Annotated in this window: 16 protein-coding genes and 2 pseudogenes; 5 read left to right on the forward strand and 13 right to left on the reverse strand. The window is 37.7% G+C overall.

What is annotated here, in order from left to right; translation table 11 throughout:
* The 9 genes and pseudogenes from P20439_RS02215 to P20439_RS02255 all read right to left on the reverse strand — a co-directional run.
* Positions 1-1,430 (reverse strand): hypothetical protein (locus P20439_RS02215; RefSeq protein ID WP_036932736.1); only part of this gene is annotated, 1,430 nt, incomplete at its 3' end.
* Positions 1,431-1,560: 130 nt separating this feature from the next.
* Positions 1,561-2,715, reverse strand: coding sequence for a site-specific integrase (locus P20439_RS02220; RefSeq protein ID WP_008464253.1), 1,155 nt, complete (start codon positions 2,713-2,715; stop codon positions 1,561-1,563).
* A 520-nt stretch (positions 2,716-3,235) separates the two neighbouring features.
* Entirely contained in the window at positions 3,236-4,477 is a 1,242-nt protein-coding gene (locus P20439_RS02225; RefSeq protein WP_008464257.1) for a hypothetical protein, read from the reverse strand.
* A gap of 9 nt (positions 4,478-4,486) precedes the next feature.
* Positions 4,487-7,372 (reverse strand): site-specific integrase, encoded by a 2,886-nt coding sequence (locus P20439_RS02230; RefSeq protein ID WP_008464260.1) that lies wholly within the window; start codon positions 7,370-7,372, stop codon positions 4,487-4,489.
* Positions 7,365-8,969, reverse strand: coding sequence for a site-specific integrase (locus P20439_RS02235; RefSeq protein WP_008464262.1), 1,605 nt, complete (start codon positions 8,967-8,969; stop codon positions 7,365-7,367). The genes P20439_RS02230 and P20439_RS02235 overlap by 8 nt, the downstream gene beginning before the upstream one ends.
* 154 nt (positions 8,970-9,123) lie before the next feature.
* Complete coding sequence (locus P20439_RS02240; protein WP_008464267.1) at positions 9,124-9,603, reverse strand: hypothetical protein; 480 nt, start codon at positions 9,601-9,603, stop codon at positions 9,124-9,126.
* A 1,133-nt stretch (positions 9,604-10,736) separates the two neighbouring features.
* Positions 10,737-10,817: pseudogene (locus P20439_RS19165) on the reverse strand (DUF4113 domain-containing protein); the annotation flags it as partial.
* A 75-nt stretch (positions 10,818-10,892) separates the two neighbouring features.
* Positions 10,893-11,600 (reverse strand): RNA-guided endonuclease TnpB family protein, encoded by a 708-nt coding sequence (locus P20439_RS02250; protein WP_008464268.1) that lies wholly within the window; start codon positions 11,598-11,600, stop codon positions 10,893-10,895.
* 9 nt (positions 11,601-11,609) lie between these two features.
* Positions 11,610-12,824: an RNA-guided endonuclease TnpB family protein gene (locus P20439_RS02255; RefSeq protein WP_036932742.1), complete on the reverse strand. Its 1,215-nt coding sequence runs from the start codon at positions 12,822-12,824 to the stop codon at positions 11,610-11,612.
* Between the two features lie 24 nt (positions 12,825-12,848).
* Between P20439_RS02255 and tnpA (P20439_RS02260) the strand changes: the two genes are divergently transcribed.
* Positions 12,849-13,262, forward strand: a complete 414-nt coding sequence (tnpA, locus tag P20439_RS02260; RefSeq protein ID WP_036932744.1) for an IS200/IS605 family transposase — start codon at positions 12,849-12,851, stop codon at positions 13,260-13,262.
* Here tnpA (P20439_RS02260) and P20439_RS02265 read toward each other — a convergent pair.
* Positions 13,259-13,834: a helix-turn-helix domain-containing protein gene (locus P20439_RS02265; RefSeq protein ID WP_202798753.1), complete on the reverse strand. Its 576-nt coding sequence runs from the start codon at positions 13,832-13,834 to the stop codon at positions 13,259-13,261. The two genes, tnpA (P20439_RS02260) and P20439_RS02265, sit on opposite strands and share 4 nt — an antisense overlap.
* Positions 13,835-13,911: 77 nt before the next feature.
* Between P20439_RS02265 and tnpA (P20439_RS02270) the strand changes: the two genes are divergently transcribed.
* On the forward strand, positions 13,912-14,319 hold the full coding sequence (gene tnpA, locus P20439_RS02270) for an IS200/IS605 family transposase (protein ID WP_370446749.1): 408 nt from the start codon (positions 13,912-13,914) through the stop codon (positions 14,317-14,319).
* 51 nt (positions 14,320-14,370) lie between these two features.
* Here the strand turns inward: tnpA (P20439_RS02270) and P20439_RS18720 are convergent, their stop codons facing one another.
* Positions 14,371-14,544, reverse strand: coding sequence for a hypothetical protein (locus P20439_RS18720; protein ID WP_008464277.1), 174 nt, complete (start codon positions 14,542-14,544; stop codon positions 14,371-14,373).
* Positions 14,545-14,741: 197 nt separating this feature from the next.
* On the opposite strand from P20439_RS18720, the gene P20439_RS02280 reads away from it, so the two are divergent.
* Positions 14,742-14,960 (forward strand): type II toxin-antitoxin system ParD family antitoxin, encoded by a 219-nt coding sequence (locus P20439_RS02280; RefSeq protein ID WP_008464278.1) that lies wholly within the window; start codon positions 14,742-14,744, stop codon positions 14,958-14,960.
* Here P20439_RS02280 and P20439_RS02285 read toward each other — a convergent pair.
* Positions 14,952-15,155 carry a hypothetical protein gene (locus P20439_RS02285; RefSeq protein ID WP_008464279.1) on the reverse strand — a complete coding sequence of 68 codons (204 nt, stop codon included), beginning with the start codon at positions 15,153-15,155 and terminating at the stop codon, positions 14,952-14,954. The two genes, P20439_RS02280 and P20439_RS02285, sit on opposite strands and share 9 nt — an antisense overlap.
* 486 nt (positions 15,156-15,641) lie before the next feature.
* On the reverse strand, positions 15,642-17,081 hold the full coding sequence (locus P20439_RS02290; RefSeq protein ID WP_036932751.1) for a hypothetical protein: 1,440 nt from the start codon (positions 17,079-17,081) through the stop codon (positions 15,642-15,644).
* 416 nt (positions 17,082-17,497) lie between these two features.
* On the opposite strand from P20439_RS02290, the gene P20439_RS02295 reads away from it, so the two are divergent.
* Together P20439_RS02295 and P20439_RS19175 are read left to right on the forward strand one after the other, a co-directional pair.
* Entirely contained in the window at positions 17,498-18,820 is a 1,323-nt protein-coding gene (locus P20439_RS02295; protein WP_008464281.1) for a Fic family protein, read from the forward strand.
* A 13-nt stretch (positions 18,821-18,833) separates the two neighbouring features.
* Positions 18,834-18,920, forward strand: a pseudogene (locus P20439_RS19175) (transposase); the annotation flags it as partial.
* Positions 18,921-19,505 lie beyond the last annotated feature (585 nt).

Genomic DNA, 19,505 nt, shown 5'->3' on the forward strand with positions numbered 1-19,505 from the left:
AATTGGCCTAATGCGCTACCTCCCCAATTACCGCTAAACGGGATAGGGGTTGAAATAAGCTCAATGTTAATCTCATTAGCAACAAGATTATGTGAGCGACAGTAGTTTAATTGCCGGTTCATGACTGACTGCACACATTCATCGACTGTATATGTTTGCTTATCGGCCCAATCAAAACGACTTATGCCAAATTTATAAATAACCTCCCTAGTACCTTCGGTTTGAATAATACCGCTCCATACATAAAAAATAATATGGGTATGCGAAAAAGGGCCATAAGCCGGCACGCTTTTTATTTTCTTATCAGTTGTTGGCAGTAGTAATATAGGCTGGTCGACCCCTGGGTAATTTGAAAAATTCCTCACGTAGTCAGTTTCACCATTAGTGTATGTAATGTGAGCATGAATGCGTTGCTTACCTGTGCTTTCTTTTTCACCACGCTCTACCTGTACCGACCATATAGGGTATAGTTTAAACTTATTTGAAATTCGGTATAAGTCGTTAATAATTTTTGCATCACTGCTTATCATGTCACACACCTTTCCACCGTCTTGTCTTTTTCGAAGTGAGGACAATGTTGTGCGTGCTATAAAGTAATCGGCAATGACAATATCAATGATGTATTTATCTTTTTGTTTAAAAGAGTTTTTAAAGTCTGGGCGTTGATACTCAGGAACATAATCTGATGTGTATACCTTAATATCAGTAACATGCGCTGCATCACTAAATTTTTGTAGCTCTTTTTTCACGCTTGCTTTAAATGTTTTAATTTTTTGAGGTGTGTTCATGTCTTCAAGGTCATAAGACACGGCCTGTATATTTTTTGCATATTTGAGTAACTTAGTGGATGTTTCGGCTATGCGCTTTTCAACTTTATTTCTTGCCACTGAAAATTCGGCGATTAAGGTATAGCGATAATCGCGTTTTGAGTGAACATAATTCACTTCAACAGTTAATGATAATAAGTTTTGATCTGCGACTCTTCTATTATCAAGTATGTTATCTAATTTATGCTGTAACGTTGTTTGAAGCTGCACTGCATGGTTTGTTTTTTGCGCTATTAAGGCACAAGGGCACAGCGTAATATTGCCCTCTTTAGTAATATACTGAGATAAATAGCTCAACATTCGCCGACGCGGCTTTGATGGCTTTTTGGTATACCCTAAAAATTGTGTAATGTGTTTTTGACACGCCCGCTTATGGCTAGAGGCAGAGTAAGGAATGGTGCACTCGTACTGTTTAAACAAACCAATAATAGGTTGAAACATCATCCTGTTACTAAATTCATCATACCATTGGCTTTTGTTGAGCTGCTTTAATGGCATATCCATTAGCTTAGCAAACGCAGTTTGAGCTACTTCTAAATCTATCTCAAACTCTTTAGTTGATGGGTACGCCAACGTATTACCTGGGCATTGTTTGCAAATCATAAGTAACCTCTTTTAGGTTAGTAGTAAATTAAATGCGCATAAGCGCGGTATTAGTATTAAATGGTATAGGTGTGGCATGCGCTTGTTTGGCGTTAAGCAATCAAACGCATAGCCATTACCTGTGTGTGCTTTATGCAATCCCGCGTTCAATCATCATTTCATTAAACGCAAAGCCATCTTGTCTTGACGCATTGGCAACATAGGGTGCGTATACGTCAAACAATAAACGTGTGTCGCTGTGGCCCAGCATGTGTGAAATGTAAAGTGGGTTTTCATGCGCTGCGATATGCAGTACAGCAGCGGTATGGCGTGTTTCGTAAGGGCGGCGGTGTACAAGCCCTGCTTTATTAAGTGTGGGGTACCACAGTTGAGTACTTACAAAGTGGGTATTAAGCGGTTTGCCTTTGTGAGTAAACACAAATTCACTGGTTGTTTGTTTTTGTAAGCGTTTAAATAGCGAAAAAAGTGTATTACACATTTTTAAGTCGCGGCGCGACTTAGGTGTTTTTACATCCCCGAGTTCACCATTTACCCAATTGTGGCGAATACGAATAAGGCGATGATTAAAGTCGATATCTTCCCAGCGCAGGCCGTGTATTTCACAGCTACGCATACCGGTCCAAAAACGTACCATAAAATAATCGCGCCATTGTGTAGGGGTACACTCTAAAAAGCGTTGTACTTCATCTGCGGTTAGTGGCAGTGAATTAGCACGTTCTTCTTTTAGAGTTTTATAGCGGCGTAATGGGTAAGTAAAGTCATGCTCTTCTGCGGCTAAACTTAGTATGGCAACAAACGGCCAAAGAATGCCATTAATGCGTTTATTAGAAAGTTTACGGACCCTTTTGGTATCGCACACCATTAAGCTTTCGCGAAAATAGTCCACATTAGCCAACTTGATCTCATTAACTAATATATTGCCAAATTCAGGAATAAGGTAACGGTCGAGCGTATTACGTACCACGCTTTGATAACTACTTTTCCATTTTGCTTTTTGACGATCGAACCATTCATTCGCGTAATCGTTAAAAAATGGATAAAGACGATCGGGATCTTTAGCGCGCTGCAAAGCTTCAAACTTAGCGACTTTTTTACTCTCAGGAAAATAATCACGGTACTGAAACGTATCTAAATCAATTTCAGCATTGATTTTTTTAAGCGTTGCATTGGCTTTTTTAGTATTAACAGGGGTTGCCATGAGCTTAGTGCCTTCACGAAAGCGCTGCCCATAAATGTGTAAATCAAATTGAATACGCCCATTGGGGCGAATGCGAATGTGAGCCATAAAGGCCTCCATCAGTTAATGGATCTATAAATAGATCTATCCCTCACCGATGGAATTCGTTAGAATTGGATCATCGGCTGGATCTGGTTAAACACGTCGCAGCCGGTACGGGGTAGGGAGGTTGCCGCCTCTTTACCCCAACTGCTTATAAGATACCAACCCGCAATAATACGTAATCAATCTGAAGTATTAAACCTGACGCTAACAGCGTTAAAAATTTCTGATTTAGAACCACTAAATAACGAAATTCTTGCCTTGTTATCACCCCGGTTTTCTTGCTTCAAAATAGCTTACTTAATTAAGCGAATTGGTATTGTTCCCAATTGTGTTAATACCACTATGCTGTTACGCTCAAGGTATTAGAACCACAATTGTTCAAAATTTCATTAATCAATATAGCAGTAACTGTTTATTTGTCCAGTGTTTCGCTATTAATTTGTCGATTTTAAAATTTTTGCAAACAATGTGAGTAAGTGAAGCTAATGCGCCCAACATAAACACATTAGCGTTAGTAGATAATTTAAACATCATCAAACCCCACACCAGGAAGTTGTGGATCACTAAAGTCTTCCCCACGTTTCCCAAGTTTTTTCTCCAATGCTTTTTTAGCTTCTATTACCTTGTTCATTTTTTCAGGTGCAAGTTCAATATCATCAATACATTGATATGGATTGACTGAGTCTGTATCGCTATAAAAACCGAGACTACGTTTTCCATCTTCATCTAGTAACATTTGCAACTTGATTTGAATAGCTGTTGTGATGTCATTAATTTTCACTTTTGAAAGTGTACTTAAGTTAATGCGGTAAATCATAGGCGATGTTTCATTGATATGCTGTGTGGATAAAAAACAATTACCCCCAGTTTCTTCAGTTAACCCAGCTAACATTACGCAATTACTGTCTATGTACAATAGTGCTTCGTTTGCTTTTTTTACCATGTCCATACTACGGTAGATTTTAATTTCACTTTTTAAGGTATAGATACTGATAACAAGCTTTTGCTCAACGACGTAGTTTATTTCTTTTTTATTAGCATAATCACGTAAAGAAAGTAACGAGTTGGATATTACGTTATGACCATCACTAAATACTGCTCGTTCATCATCAGTATATATAGTCACAGTTTCGGATTTAGTTGATAGAGCGAGGTTTTTTAAGTTTTCAACGCCATCCTTATTCAATAATAAGTCAAATTTTGGTGCAAACCCTTCAGGAACATCAAATGGGATAATTCTGTTGTCACGTTCGATACGAATTTTCGATTCTGCTTTATTCGTTTCAAATGAATCGTAAGGCGTATATGAATTTGCGATATTGGCCATTTCTATTGCTGAGGCTGTTGGTATTGTTAGCTTCTTTGCTTGTTCAACAAACATTAAAAAATCAAGGTGTTCTGCCACTATCTCTTTAGCCAGAATATATATACGTGATTCGCCTTTTGTTAGGGTGTCAACGTGTGGGTAGGGGCTTTTGGAGGTATACTCGATATCGACTTCAATATCGCTCTGTTGTGAATGGAGACACAAACACTGCTTAAAGCTACTTGCTGATAGACTCCACTGTCCATTTTTTAATAACCAATCTTCTTCAACATCTAGACTGATTATTTGCATGCTATCATCTGCCCCCATAATTATTTTGCATGTTTTATCATCGATAATAAATGAAATCCGAGCTTCAGCATCTAATTTTATTACGCTCTTTAAAAAATCACTTATCGAAGTTTGCTCTTTTGGTTTAAGAACTATTTTTGCCATCATCAGTTATCCTTATTTTAAGGTTATATTTAAAAAGTATTGTTCCAACGTTTGCGCTAGCAATGTAGAAGGAATGAGTGTTTTCAGTGTGATAATTAATTGAGTGTTCCCACCTGGCGTTTTATGCCAGTTAAAATTATCGTCTTTACGTAAAAACTGGTTCTTAACCATATTTAATTTGTTACTGTTAAGGCTTTTTCTATTTTGGATTAGTAAAAAAGTAGCCGTGTAATGCTTTAATGATCCTTTGTGGCAAATAGTTTTAAAAGCTTGCAATGTCTTTTGGTTACATACACAAGAAAATTGAATGTTAAGGGTTTCGGTATGTGATTTTCCCTGTGGTTTCTGGAGAATTATTTTAGGTTTACCCAATGTTTTAAGCGCTTTTAGCTCTTTAGAGACAAAGTTAAAATATTGTCCTTTTGCTAATTGACGCCACTGAATATTGGCTGTTTTAAAGTCTAAGGTTTTATTATTTAGTGCTTTGAATACTTTTTGACAAAAGTAATTAAACGTATTCGTATTTTTATCGATAAAATCTTCAGGTAAGGAGCTCTCCCATAGAGTTTTAAAATCACATTTATTAAATGTAGAAGGCTGTTTATTGGTCGTAGTAACTTTACCTCCTATGAGGGTATTTAATTTCAATTTTTTTATAATTTGGCTCTCTGTTAGCTCAGGCTGAAACTGCTTTTTATCCTCACTACTAAGTAATGAGTGCTCTTGGCTAAGTGAATCTAAAATACGCGAAATATCATTTGAACCTACTGGAATATCATAGATATAGCGAAGCTCTGCTCGTGAGTATTGGCGATATACAGGTTTGAATAATGCAATTGTTTTTTCCATACCATGAAGGTAATGACGACGAGTGGTTGCGTAGCTAGAGTGTCCATGCTGTTTTGCTATAACATCTAATAATAGTCCGGCATTCATTTTGTCAAATAGTCGGCCTTCTAACCAAAAATCAAAACGCGCTAAACAGCTTTCTTTAGATAGCATTGCCTCTGTAGCTTCATCTTGAAGGATACTTGATAAGTGACACCCTTGACGCTGATAAGCGAGATGTAATCCCTGTAAGTAAAGTAATTCCGCACCACCATGACGCAAATGATGGAAACGTACTTTAGGACCGAATAGTGCTTTGAGTGCCTGAGTTACAGGGTAGATATAATAGCTTGAACGCAAGCCTATAGATTCGTATTCAAAACCAAGTAAAGGCTTCGTTTCATCACAGCCTGTTTTGATTTTTAATAATATTCGTATAAGTTTGGCTGCCGGCTCTGGCATAAATACAGTAATTATTCTCGTCTTTTTATTTTTAGTCGTCCCCTCTGGCGTATTTCTTATAACGATACTAAAAAGCTGCTTTTTTTGTGGGTTCACAATAGTAATGTCACCTAGACACAGCCTTAAAACTTCGCCTCTTCGCATAGCCCCGTAATACCCTAAGATGACCGCTATGCTGGCAAATAGTCGTTGCATGGCATCCCCGTTTTTTGAAGAAAGTAATAGCTCTACGGTGCTGTTTATCTGAGACACATTTAAGCAAAATGGATCAACAAGAGAAGGCAGCTCAGGGCGCTCGAACTGTTCTAGATCTAGCTCATCAGTGAGTTCTTGATGTGATGCACTGCGAAGGAAATTATATAAATGCCACGGTGTTGTTTTTTCATCTAAACGATCGAACTCTTTATGTGCCCAACGATGCAATGTTTCCGGATTAGTGGCATCATCAAAGCTTAATGGGTTTAAGCTTTTATAAAAGTTTGTATAGCGGTCGATACTTTGAGAAAGGAGTGTCTTTTTGTGAACCCCACCTTCATTAAATAGCTCATCAGTATAGTGATAAAACAGTTTAGGTATAACATTGTCGGTACCCCAAGCTGGCGCAGTAGGTTTTGTAGAGTTTTCTTTGGATGATTGTTTATGGTACTTAATAAGATTTTTATGAGGCCATGCATCAGCGGGGGCTTTTTTTTCTGCCCCTACAACCGCATTATTCAACGGGGGGATGAATAATAATTTTTCTTTTACCGTATCAATAGCATAACATTCTGTGGAATCAAGTGGCGATACATGACGCATAGGATCACTTAAGTCACGTAATAATTTTGGTGGCACTGCATAGTGGTGATGCCAAAATGATTGAAATGTACGCAACCATTCTGCGGGGCTCATTGCAGCGAAATAATATGGCTCAGTATCTACCCACCGATTAATAGCGTCCAATAATGATTTTGTTGTTAACGCCTTTTCAGGAAGATATTTATAAAAGTTTAGCAAAACCCTTAAAGGGAAAACAGGCAGTGGGTAACGTGTGAAACTCGCTTTGTCTTCATCTGCATATGAAGAAATAGGTTTAGGGTGTGACACTTTGAGTGTAAATTGTCCTTCGAAAAACTCAATACAGGTAGGTGTTGATAATATTCTTTGCCAGTATGACAAATGTAGTGGGGCAACTTCAAAGTTTAGCACGAGTAATACCCAACCTAAGTCATGCCATCGCTTATCCATAAAAGATTCACGTTGTGATTCATACCTGGCAAAGCATTGACTTGCTAATAGATTTTTCTCATGAATACTAAATAGCCACATCGTTGACTCATCCGTAAAAGCTTGTTCTTTTACTTCTGGTAACTGCCAATTACATATTTCTTTCAAATAAAATAAAACGTGATCAAGTGCACTTAATAACACCCGTTGTTTACCTGTGGGAATACTTTTAATTCGCTTATTAATATCGTTGAGCTGCTCTTTTGATAATGCTCGCTCATTAATATTCAAAGAGTTAATTAGATCGCATACCCACTGAAGGTTACTAGTTTCCTCGCAATCCATACCGAGCTCTTCACGGTAGGTAATAATACTCTGAGCCGTTAGTGGTTTTTTAGCCATGATTTGCTCCTTTTATCTCCGCTAAATTTAAAAACTCAGGGATTTTATTTAAAAAGGAGCAAAATCTGTTTAGTACGACAGGAAATAGCTCATCGCTTCCTAGTTGCTCTCCATAATTTGCATGGCCCATAAGTCGACTTATATCTTGCGACGTGAGCGTAGGAGATAGTGATGTTAATGCATGCTGGGCAAAAAAGTGTCGCAGATGGTAAGGTACTATTTTTACTTCCCCAGGATTAGCTTTTGACCACCACTTAGCCATAAACGGTCGCAAAATTTTTGCTGATAATGGCTTGACCGCCAAATTTTCATCAATCAAAAACCACATTAATGGAGAATCAAAAGTAGTAGATGAATGAAGTTGCAAGTTTTGCAGTAAAAACTCGTAGCGTAATAATGCAAGACGAAAATAGTCACATAGCCAAATAGTACGATAACGACCTTTATCAAAAATGATGACAGAGTGTTTATCGAAGCAATATTCTTTTTTAAATGTAATTTCGTGTGTTGGACGTGCACTTGTTAATGCAATATATAATAGTGCAAGTTCAAATACCCTAAAGTTATACAGCTCCAGTAAGCTTTCTAGCGTATGTTTACTTTGCTCAAGCTTTTGGCCTTGCAAGTGAAGTTCATGAAAAAAACGACGTACTGAATCAACATTTACATATCGTATTGAACCTATAAAAATAGGTGGGGTATTTATATATTTTCGTCTTGCTGCCGATATATCATAGTATAAAGAAGGTATTTTTCCTGATGTACTACATAGGTAGTCTTGTTGTTTAGTAGTATTGCGAATTAGCTGAGAGTCATTATGCAAAATAGACTTTGTAGCGCTAAATAACTTTAAGAGTTCTGGTTCATAGATAGCTTGCGATAGTCGTTTTAAGTAGTATGTTTGGGCAACAAAAATATCAGATCTTATTTGATCACTGTCGCGTCTTTGATAATGAAAGGCACTAGAATGATGTAAGTTATCAACTCCAAGTAAAACTGCTTTTGCCGGTGTTGTTAGGCTAGGGTCGCATTGAACCATTTTTTTGAAGTAATTAAACAAAACATCCTTACGAACTAGGTATTTTGCTTTTAATATAGGAGGAGTTTGCCATTTGTCATTAATAAAACATAAGAATACCTCTTTCTCTTCTTGGCTCATCACCCAGCAATTGTTGGCTTGCTTCGTTTTAGTTATTGCATCAGAAAACCAGTGATTTAAACCATTTGGGATAGGTTGCCATTGCCAGCTAATACTGCCTTTAGTTGGGTAAGCAATAGCATATTCGATCCATGAAGGATTATTTCTACGGACACTCCTTAAACTATGTTGTTGACAAGGGGTATTGCCACTAACAATGGTGATATCTGGAATATCTTTGCTTGATTTACATGACGTGAGAGCACCAGTTAGCCACAGATATAAGAAGTTAAAAAGTGCGCGATCATATGCTGTTACTTTTGTACTTGATGATGGTTTATATACTTTTATTAATCTTATTAAAGCCGCCAATAACTTAAGAGCATAATGCCTAGCATTGGGAAATGGGGCTCCACTATTTTTAAATCTTTCTTTTGATTTTATGGCTTCTTTACTCATCGTTTATACACGTCTCATCTGGTTGTTCGTTATTGGAATCGGTTAACTTTAAAGCTAAAAAGTAGGCCCTCCTCAGCACACTAGTGATGTTTAAAAACATGAATAAATCGCATGGTATTTATTCAAAAAATTCTGCTAATGAATTTAGTTTTTATCAGGTTCGTTTAACTCCTCTAATACTTGACCGAGATACTTGAGCTAAATGACTAAGCTGTTTTTGATTGGGTACAGCTAAATTAAGAGACTTAGCCTTGTTATGCCGGCCGTGTAATTTCTGCGGTAAAGATCTGAATTCGGGTGTAAGTAGTGCTGGCTTTATTAACGCAAGGGTGGATATTATTGGCTCAGCTTCATCATAAATAATGAGTGATGCAATTAACTTAAATGCTGCATTATGACTGAGAAGAATTTTGATCAGAGGTATAATAGCTAATGCTATATACTCCCCTTCTTCTTTACTCTTTAAGACAGGTATAGGGCTAGAGTCAAGCAAACACTGAAGCTGTTCAATTGAAAAAAACTGAATGTCGGGTAGTTTTTTCTGCGTAAACCTATCGTCTGATACCACAGTAGTCAGCGTTGGGTGTTGTCGCAATTTAAGCGCGCTTAACGATAGTTTTTTAATCTTTGGCACAACATGGGTTCCTTATATAATTTAATGTCACGATTACTGGTGTGTTCATTTTGTTACTAATTAATATCGCGCTGAAATTGACTAAAATTAGAGAAGTGAATTTCAAAGGATTTAAATCTAATAACGTTTGTATTACCTCAATGGGTAACTCACCAATGCAGTGGTTTACTTTTAAATTTACGACATCATTTTTAATCAGCTCCCTTAATTGTGGGTGAGCTTGTAATTTTGCTTTGGTTAACTGAATCTTTTTTTGCTTATAGTGCATATGGCTCACTCTATTTAATTAACGTATTCATGTTTAATTTATGGTAACCCTTTACCATTTTTGTTTTGACGATTAAGCCTGACTATTTAGGCCTACTTATTTAGTGCGAATACACCACTCGCGTTTTGTAAAAAACTCTTAATAGGTAAGCGCTAAAAATATTTATCTTGTCTATGTTAAAGGATAAAAAAATTTTTTGTGTGACAGAGGTACCTATTTTTGATGCTCTACCAATTTTTTTAAAAAGTGAAAACTTTTGCGTTTCATAAAAACCTCCGGCATTTTTTATAAATGAATTTATTCATTTATTTATGTTTAATTATGGTAACGCGCTTTTTTTGCTACTGCGGCGATTAACTCCTGCTTTGTAGGCATACTTATTTGCCGTACTAAACTTAAACATCCTCACGTATTAAAATGACTCAATAGCTAAAATGTGAATAAAATAAATAGTAAAGGAATTTTTTAATGTGTCTCAGATTAGAGACCCCTTTTTTAGCACCTGAAAAAGATCAGGCGATAAAAATATTTTTTTATAAAAAACAATGTTCGTTTAAAAGTTATAAATAATGCGTATTTTCAATGGCTTAGGGGTTGTTTGTTTTTTGCTTTATTAAAATAAATGTCTCTTTAAATTTTTAAATTTTTATGAGTTTTTTTATTATTTTACGTTGACGATGGGGTTTTTAAGAGTAAATCAGGGTTTTGTATACTTTATTATACAGTTTTTTGGAGGGAGTTAGCGGATATGTATTTTCTGCTTGCTGCTTTATTTAAAATTTGTTGCGTATTTTTGTTAACTTTAACGTTGTTATTGCGCTAAATATTTTTTACCAACAATGCCAGTGATAAAACATCCAGATATTTAATCACTGCATTTAATAATAGGAATATCAGACCAACGTGTTGTGTAATGCGGCGACAAAAAAGCACGCTTCATATTCCAGGTTTGAGTGACTACTCACCGCCTTATCAGGCGATGCTTCTTATTTCGTTAGCCGTTGCTCGGTAGTATCGAGACTTACGCAGCTTCCATAAGCAGAGACGACTGTCCAGCCGCCTTTAATTCCAGAATACCTTTATCACGGATATTGAGGGCGGCATTTAAGTCGCGATCTATACCTGTAGTGCCGCAAGATGGACAATCCCACTTGCGAACTGATAAGGGGATTTCATCCATTTTATGACCGCAACAATGACAAGTTTTAGAGCTTGCATACCACTGGTCGAGCTTCACTAGGTGCTTACCTTGCTCTTTCAGTTTGTACTCCAACTTAACGACAAAGCCATGCCATGAGGCATCCGCTATGTGTTTCGCCAGTTTGCGGTTTTTCATCATATTGGCTGATTTCAATGTCTCAACTATCACCGCTTGGTTTTCGTCAACGAGAGTTCGAGAGAGTTTGTGTTGAAAGTCAGCGCGAGCATTCGCTACTTTTTCATGGCATTTGGCAACCAGCAAACGTGCTTTTGCCCTGTTTGCGCTGCCTTTTGCTTTTCTGGATAACTGACGCTGTTTGCGTCTGAGGTTTTTCTCAGCACGTTTTACAAATCTTGGGTTGGCGGTTTTTCTGCCATTAGATTGAATAGCAAAATGAGATAAACCTAGATCGATACCTGTAACCTTACTTATCGTGTGAAGCAGTACTGGCGCTTCAACTCCATCATCAACAAGGAGCGAGGCATGAACAACTCCCACTAAACGCTGCGCGTTTTGAAGGAGTTTCAAAAAGAAAGCCTAAGCTACCTTTTTAGGCTGGTTCCCAGCCTGAATACCTAACGCCCAGTTTAAGTTAACTTGCGCACTGGCTACATCGCGGGGCTTCTCACAACCACATTCGCATGAGTGCCAGCGCTCTGCTAAGGATTTCTTCTTCTTAGCTCCGCAGTCTGGGCAGGTTTGACTTGGCTTAACTTGCTTTGTTGGTACTTCAACAAATTCGCTACTAGCTTCTTCCGCTTTGTATCGCAGCAAATTAAGAGTCATGGCTGGCGCGGTGTTCAGAATTTCCCGATTCAGACCAGCCTTTTGTTTCACCATTTTTCCGTTTTTCTCGACAGTACCTTTGGCACTGCGAGTCATGTTCTTAACGGTGAGTTTTTCGGTGGCGATCAATGCCGCCACTTCAACTAATTTTGCAGTTTCTTTATGAGTAAAATCGAGTCTTTGACGGGCGATTTTCTGGTGGAGTTTGGCTATTTGATGCTTTAATTTTCGCTGGGTGCGAGTGCCTTTTTTCGCTAACGCGAGGTCACGTTGTAAAGAGGTTAATCGCTCTTTGCTGTTTCTGAGGTAACGGGGGTTTTCGACTTGCTCAAAATTACCATCCTGATCGATAGTCGAAAAGTAATGAGAAACCCCCCAATCCAAGCCAACAGCTTTAGTGCCACAGTTTCTCTCAATGGTGTCATACTCCATTGAAACTGAAATGAACCACTCACCATTCTTTCGGATGATTTCGGCAGTTTTCGGCTTGCCTCCTGTGTTTCTAGCTTTACCTCGGATCTTAACGATACCAACATCAGCCAAATAAACAGCACCATGCTTTTTTTCTTTCAGGTTGAGCTTCCAACCATCACCATGAGCCTTGTAGCCCCAACCTTTAAAGCGTTGAAATGGTTTAAAACGTGGGAATCCAGCTTTCTTATCACCTTTTTTGAGCCGTCTAAAAAAACCGTCAAAAGCCAGTGCAACACGTTTTAATGTGACTTGCTCACTCTGAGCATTAGCATTGAAAATGCCATGCGCTTTACGATTATTACGCCACAGAGTGTTGATTTTGCACTGTTCGTGAAAGTTAAGACTGTAATTAGAATCACGATATGTTTCGATGCGATCACGTAAAGCCCAGTTGTACAACTGGTGATGGTGGACAAACAAATCCATCAGCGATTCTTCTTGAGAAACTGATGATTTCATTTTATATGTAACTTTACGGATTGCTTTTTTCATAACAACTAATTATATTTAGTTATTATGAAAAAACAAGCCCTAAATACGCTGTATCACAGCGTTTATAATATTCACTATCATTTAGTTCTTGTAACTAAATATCGTCATCGCTGTATCACGCCAGAGGTTGCCGCGTACTTAGAATCTCAGTACAAAAGGTTGTTAAAATCTTGGGATTGTGAGCTTTTGGAGTGCAATGGTGAGCCAGATCACCTTCACCTTTTAATTTCTGCTAATCCCAAGATGCAACCAAGTAAAATGGTGAACAGTTTAAAAACTGCTACATCAAGACTTGTGCGAAAGGAGTTTTCCGAACACTTGGGTGAGTTTTACTGGAAGCCAGTTTTTTACAGCAGAAGTTATTGTCTGGTTAGTTGCGGAGGTGCACCACTTGAAATCGTGAAGCAATATTTAGCTCAGCAGGAAGGATTTGATTAAAGCCACCACTTCGTGGTGGTGCGCCTTTCACCACCACCTAAATTAACTCGCTTTGGCTCATTAGATTTAGATGGAGCACTTGGCGCTATTGGGTAGAACTTACCCGTTTTGCTTAGGCTTACCGTGATGCTTTTAACTGAGCCAATAATTTCACGATGGATATTCGCTTTAACAGGCTTCATCTTTGGGAGCTTGATTGCGCCATCAAGCACCTTAACACCTACGCAGTGATAACTAGATTGTTTGCCCTGCCTACGTTTGAATTGCGGGTATTTGGCTTTTAACTTCGGATTGAAAAAGTTATCAAAGGCCTGATGAAGGTTAATCACCGATTGCTGCAAAGCGATGGAGTCGTATTGCTTCAACCAGTGGTATTTTCGTGATTTCTTGGCAACTGCAAGTAGTGGCTTTATATCCTTTTTAGGATTCAGAGTGACACCATACTTGCGGTACATGTGAGATTTTAAATGAAGAGCTTTGTTATACGCAAAACGCACAGCGCCAAACTGAGCAATTAAAAACTCAGCCTGTTCTTGCGTTGGGTAAATACGTACCTTTGTTGCTCTTAACATTTCAGTGCTCATCTGTATAATATCTATATATTATTAAGTTAAACTGGATTTGTAAAGTGAGTGCACACAATAAAGAGCTGTTGAGTAATTACCTGAGAAAGCGCCACAGCGTAAGCAAGTTGGTAGTGCATTTAGTTTTCACAACGAAGTACAGGCGTAAGTTACTTACTGGCGTAATGATCGAACAGTTAAGGGATGCACTTGAGTCAGCTTGCGGAAAATTAGAATGTGAACTTATTGAGATGGACGGAGAACAAGATCACATACATCTACTTGTGGCGTACCCGCCAAAACTTTCAATTAGCGTAATGGTGAATAATCTTAAAGCCGTTTCATCACGGATGCTGAGATTACAAAATACGCATTTAACAAGACAAAGTAAGAGTGCTGCTTTGTGGTCTAGGTCTTACTTTGCTTGCAGTGCGGGTGGAGCAACGATTGAAACGCTTCGAGCTTATGTTGATAGCCAATCCACACCAGATTAAAGTTCTTCGAACTTTACGCCTTATATCCCCGCCCTCGGATCGGGCGAGGGTTTACGGCGAAACTGCTAAGCATTTCATCATTTGAGGGTTGTCGGAATTAACACTGAACATATCAGCTTGTTGATACAGCTCACTTTCTAATTCTATTGCACCAATACCACAGCGATAAAACCGCGTATTAGCCTTGAAAATATCATTAATTACATCAGAGACTGCATTAGCCAATACACTCGTATCTGATGTAGGGATAGGGAAGTCATAAAGTAATGATTTTTTGTAATACAGGTCTTCGTGGGGTGAACTTGCAGCAAATATTACAATACGCTTTGTTAGCGATTCAAGGAGGTGTTTTTTGTCTTTCTTAATTGACTTGATATGTTTTTGATACCAGAATATATTAAATATTGGTATTGGAGGTTGGCATGGCGAAAAATACAAGTGTTACATTAGGTGAGCATTTTGACTCATTTATTAGTCAGCAATTAGAGACTGGTAGGTATGGATCTGCAAGTGAAGTTCTAAGAGCTGGATTAAGAGCCTTAGAAGATCAAGAATTGAAAATGAACAATCTAAGGAATATGTTGGTTGAGGGAGAAAACAGCGGAATAGCTGACTATTCATATGACACACTATTAACTTGAGCAACCGGCATCTAAAAGTAGCGTTGGCAGATTTTTGAGCCTTTTGGCTATTTCTTGAAGGTATGCAATCAATTCATTTGGATCACACATAGGTGAGAGTTGCTCGGCTACTTGCAAAAAGTTTACCTTGCCTCCACGTTCAAAACCGTCACCCCACTTAAACAATCGCGTTACCATTTCAGGATCTGCTTTCATTGGCGCAAAGTCATAAATAGGCGCAAACGAAATCTTATTCTCTTTTTTGTTGAAGTACCCCTTGATAAATCAAGGGGATTCTTGTCGTCAACGGTTTAAGCATTGTGATACTAGATCACTTTAGACTTCTAAAACCTCTTACAAGCATTTAATGTGTCGGTACTACCTACCCCATCCAAAGTACCACTAAGCTCTTTAATGTATGACGACATATAACACTCCATTTTGATTAAATTTTAGTTTACGTTTAAAGTTATTTTTATTAACGCTGCTATGCATACTGTGCATCCCGCCATCATTATGCAGTGCTGTTGATCTCTTGTAGTTAAAAACAATGACTATTGAGCACGAAAGCTATTTATTATTTACCAGTTAATTCATATGTATTATTAATATTGTTTACAGTTAATCTTGCTATCTCAGCGGTAACAGCAGAAATAGCAAAGACAGTAGCTACATCGATTGATTGTAGGTATGTTAAACCGATTAATTTAGAGGGTTGAATCTAGGAGTAAGTTGATTATTACGGTTATTACAACCACTCTCCTCTTCAAATATTTTGTCTTTTTCTAACCAAATAGTATCAGAAAATCCTTGCAGAGGATGGCTAATAGCAATTTGGAACATTGGGTATTTTGCTTCGATGACTCTTCCACAAAAAGTCTGATCGCCAACTTTTAATATTTTGCGCCAGCTTTCTAGCTTTGCTAGTTTAACCTGACGTTTGTCTCTGTTTTCTTTTTGAATTCGCAACGTGGCTTTTTTCACTAGCTCCCGAGCTTTATTGACTAAATTCGCTTCATCAATTTTCTCGTATTTAGTAATAAAGATGTTTGCATCTCGGATAGTTTCAATATTATTAAAAGCAATATTTTGTTCTTTTTTAACAAAAGCACTCCACTTTACTTTTGCCTTACTTATTAACTGAGCTTCATCTAGCTTCTCATATTTTTTGATAAAACGCATAATGGAAGAGGAATCGGTTACTGCCTCATATGCAGCTACTTGCTCTTTGATATATAGTTGTTTTGACTTACTTAATTTTGCGTTGAATTCTGTTAATAAAGCAGTAGTTGAGCTTGAATAATAATCTTTTATTTCTGTTTCAAGGCTTGCTTTTGATGCCTGAATATCACCAAATGCTGGTATTTCAATAGTGTATGCATCAATACTCGTTAATTGCATAGTCTTGTACTGATCCAACGTTATTAATTTTTCTGCTTTGAGTGCATTCCACTCCGCGTAAAGGCGTTTATTACTTCGTGATAGATCAGTATAAGCAACACTTGCAGATGCCATGTAGCTTATATAGTTTTCTAACGAACCAAATTGTGCTTGAATCGCTTTTACTGTTTGTTCATAAAATGAGTCATGGTCAAACTCAACCCAATTATTAAACCAAATAGAGCCATGACTAATTAGATTACTCGTACCGGCTAACAGAGCAATCGGTGTTCCTATGAGTACCAGCGCAGGAACACCAAGAAGTAATACACCACCTTCCGCCACATCACGGACAGACATACCAGGCTTTTTACCATCCGCGACGCGCTCCTGATAGGTGTCACCATAATCACTTTGGGTCGTATTTATTTTCAGGAAAGGTGAGTTTACGTGCGTATACTGCACACACTCGTTTTCAGAAAGACTACACTCGATCCGCTTTGATTTGAACGAAGGGAACAGAGTTTTTCCGTTAAATTGCCACCGAGTATTATCAAACATACCTCTGTTATTAATATTCTTTGCTGATAAAGTTGGAGCAAGGGTAAAATTGTCTTGTTGTTTTATTAGAGTACCATTCAATTTTATTAGGTTTATTTTGGATTGAATTTCTATTGAAGCTTCTTCATTTATATCAGGGGTTGAGCTGCAACCAGCTAGTGCGGTGAGCGTGATTGCGCTAGCTAAAAGTTTTTTATTCAATTTAATGACTCTCCAAGTTTTTGACTTATCTTTAAAAGCTGATCAAATGCAGAAATTATAGTAGCTATAATTTGGATGGAGAATAACTGGAAATAGATGTGCAATACTTCCTTGTTAATTCATAATCCCACTCTATAAATTGCTACAACCTAGTAACAAAAAAATAATTGTACCTTTCTATTGTTAACTTTCAAGGTAATACTTTCATTGTAAGCAATGAATAAAAAGTAAGTATATAGTTAATGTCGTCTAGTCTTGCTTAATATTCAGATAGCAACGACTCAAGGTTATCTTACTGTTTAGCAAAATGCTGTAAGTAAGTCGGTGTACAAGGGCGTTTATCTTCACGGTTTGAATAGACTTTTAAATCACAATTAGGTATAAAGTGATTTATAACGGAAGAAGGTTTAAATCACATGTATCATTGGCAACAAAAAAATTGGCCTCAATTTGAATATGACACAACACGCTTTGAGGCAAGTGTCAGCGAGTATTCGAAAAAAGCTTACAGTATTGAAGGGGCATTATCGCAAATACCGTTAAGTGACCATAATGATGCATTTGTCTACTTACTAGTGGAAGAAGCATTAAGCACCAGTGCCATTGAAGGTGAAAAACTTAACCGTGAAGAGGTGCGCTCATCAGTTGCTCGTTTTCTAGGGTTAAAAGAGCCAGAGCGTGGTGGTTACTTCCCTAAAGAAAAAGGCATTGCGGCGATGCTTGTTGATGTGCGCAAAAGCATTAAAAGTGCTATGTCTAAAACCTTACTTTGCCGTTGGCACACGCTACTATTACACGGTAGTGAAGATTATTATGTAAATCCTATTACAAAAGGCGATTATCGAGACTCGTCCATTGATGTAATAAGAGAAGACTTATACGGCGACAGTGAAATCATCTACAAAGCACCCGGTAATAATCGCACTGAGGTTGAACATGAAATGGATGCTTTCATACGGTGGTATAATAGCGCCAATTGTTCAGGCCCTATAAAAGCAGCAGTTGCTCATTTATGGTTTGTCGCTATTCATCCGTTTCAAGATGGGAATGGCCGTGTTGGTAGAGCCATAGCCGAGCATGCGTTATTTCAAGACTTTTCGAGACCGCCGCTTTTTAGTATGTCGAGCATGATTAATACTAATCGAATGGAGTATTATCAACAGCTTAGAAATACTAATGCTAGCTTACAAATTAATGAGTGGATAGCGTGGTTTGTTGAGCTAGTTAGAACTTCGCAAGATAAGTCACTTGAGTCCGTTGAATTTGTATTGCAAAAATCAAAATTTTGGGCTGAATATGCAGAGGTCAAACTCAACCAACGCCAAGAGAAAGTGATGAAAAAAATCTTCACTGTCGGCGCTGACGGCTTTGTGCGTGATGGTTTAACTAATGAAAAATATCGAGCCATAACCGGTGCGCCACCGGCAACCGCTACAAGGGATTTAAAATCATTGGTTGATAATGGCTTACTCTACTCATCAGGTGAAGGTAAACGTGGCTTACGTTACTTTGTGAACTTCCCGCAAGATAACAACCTGTTTGTAGGTAAAGAAAATGATCCATTGGTGGATGATATTAGCTTAAGCAAAATCTTAAAGAAAATAGAGCGTAATATTGAATATTTTCGTGGTGAAAAAAACTCAGGCTTAACAAAGCTTATTGATGAATATAGGGCTCTATCATTAGATGATAAAGTAGCGGATCGAAAGTTAGAAAAGCTTTTAGGACGAAACAGGTAAATTAGTTAGACCCTCTTTTGGGTCTGACGGATATTTTGTTTGCTCTGTTGGAAATGTGGCTGCTGATACAATTCGAAAATACATTCAAGAGCAGGGCTAACTATTCCGATTCATCCCATCGACGCCGCTTCGCGTCGATCAATGGGTTTTCTCGGAAAATTTCGATAAATCAATAGTTTATATCAAAAATGCATTTTTCAATATAATAACCCCATTGGAATGTTTTTAGCCACTTAAGGACTCTACTTTAGCCTTAAATTGAGTTGTAATTTTATGGCAGAGCCAGAGGAGTTATCTAGAGTAAGAAAGCCTTACTTATTTCAAGAAAACAATCTTACCGAACGCAGTCGTTCTATACATGGAGTTATCTGACGACACTGGATTAGAGTATAAAATCTAACTTGGTTCTGTCCAAAAACGATTTTATCTGACAGTCTGCTTCTCGCTCAAATAAGCCCCCGAAAAGTGGCTCATATAGCTATCTAGGTTAACGCTTTCGAAAAACAGAAGTAAATTTCCTATAACTACCTTTGAAGCACTAGAAACGGAAGTTTGCTTCCGAAATATAGTAATATAGGCTTACAAATCGGAAGTTTACTTCCGTTTTGTACTTTAAGTTTATAAACCGGTGTTTAATGAAAGCTGGGAAGTCTAGAGGTACAAGCAAACATTGGGTTATTAAATT

The organism is Pseudoalteromonas sp. BSi20439, from assembly GCF_000241165.1.
Lineage (GTDB): Bacteria > Pseudomonadota > Gammaproteobacteria > Enterobacterales > Alteromonadaceae > Pseudoalteromonas.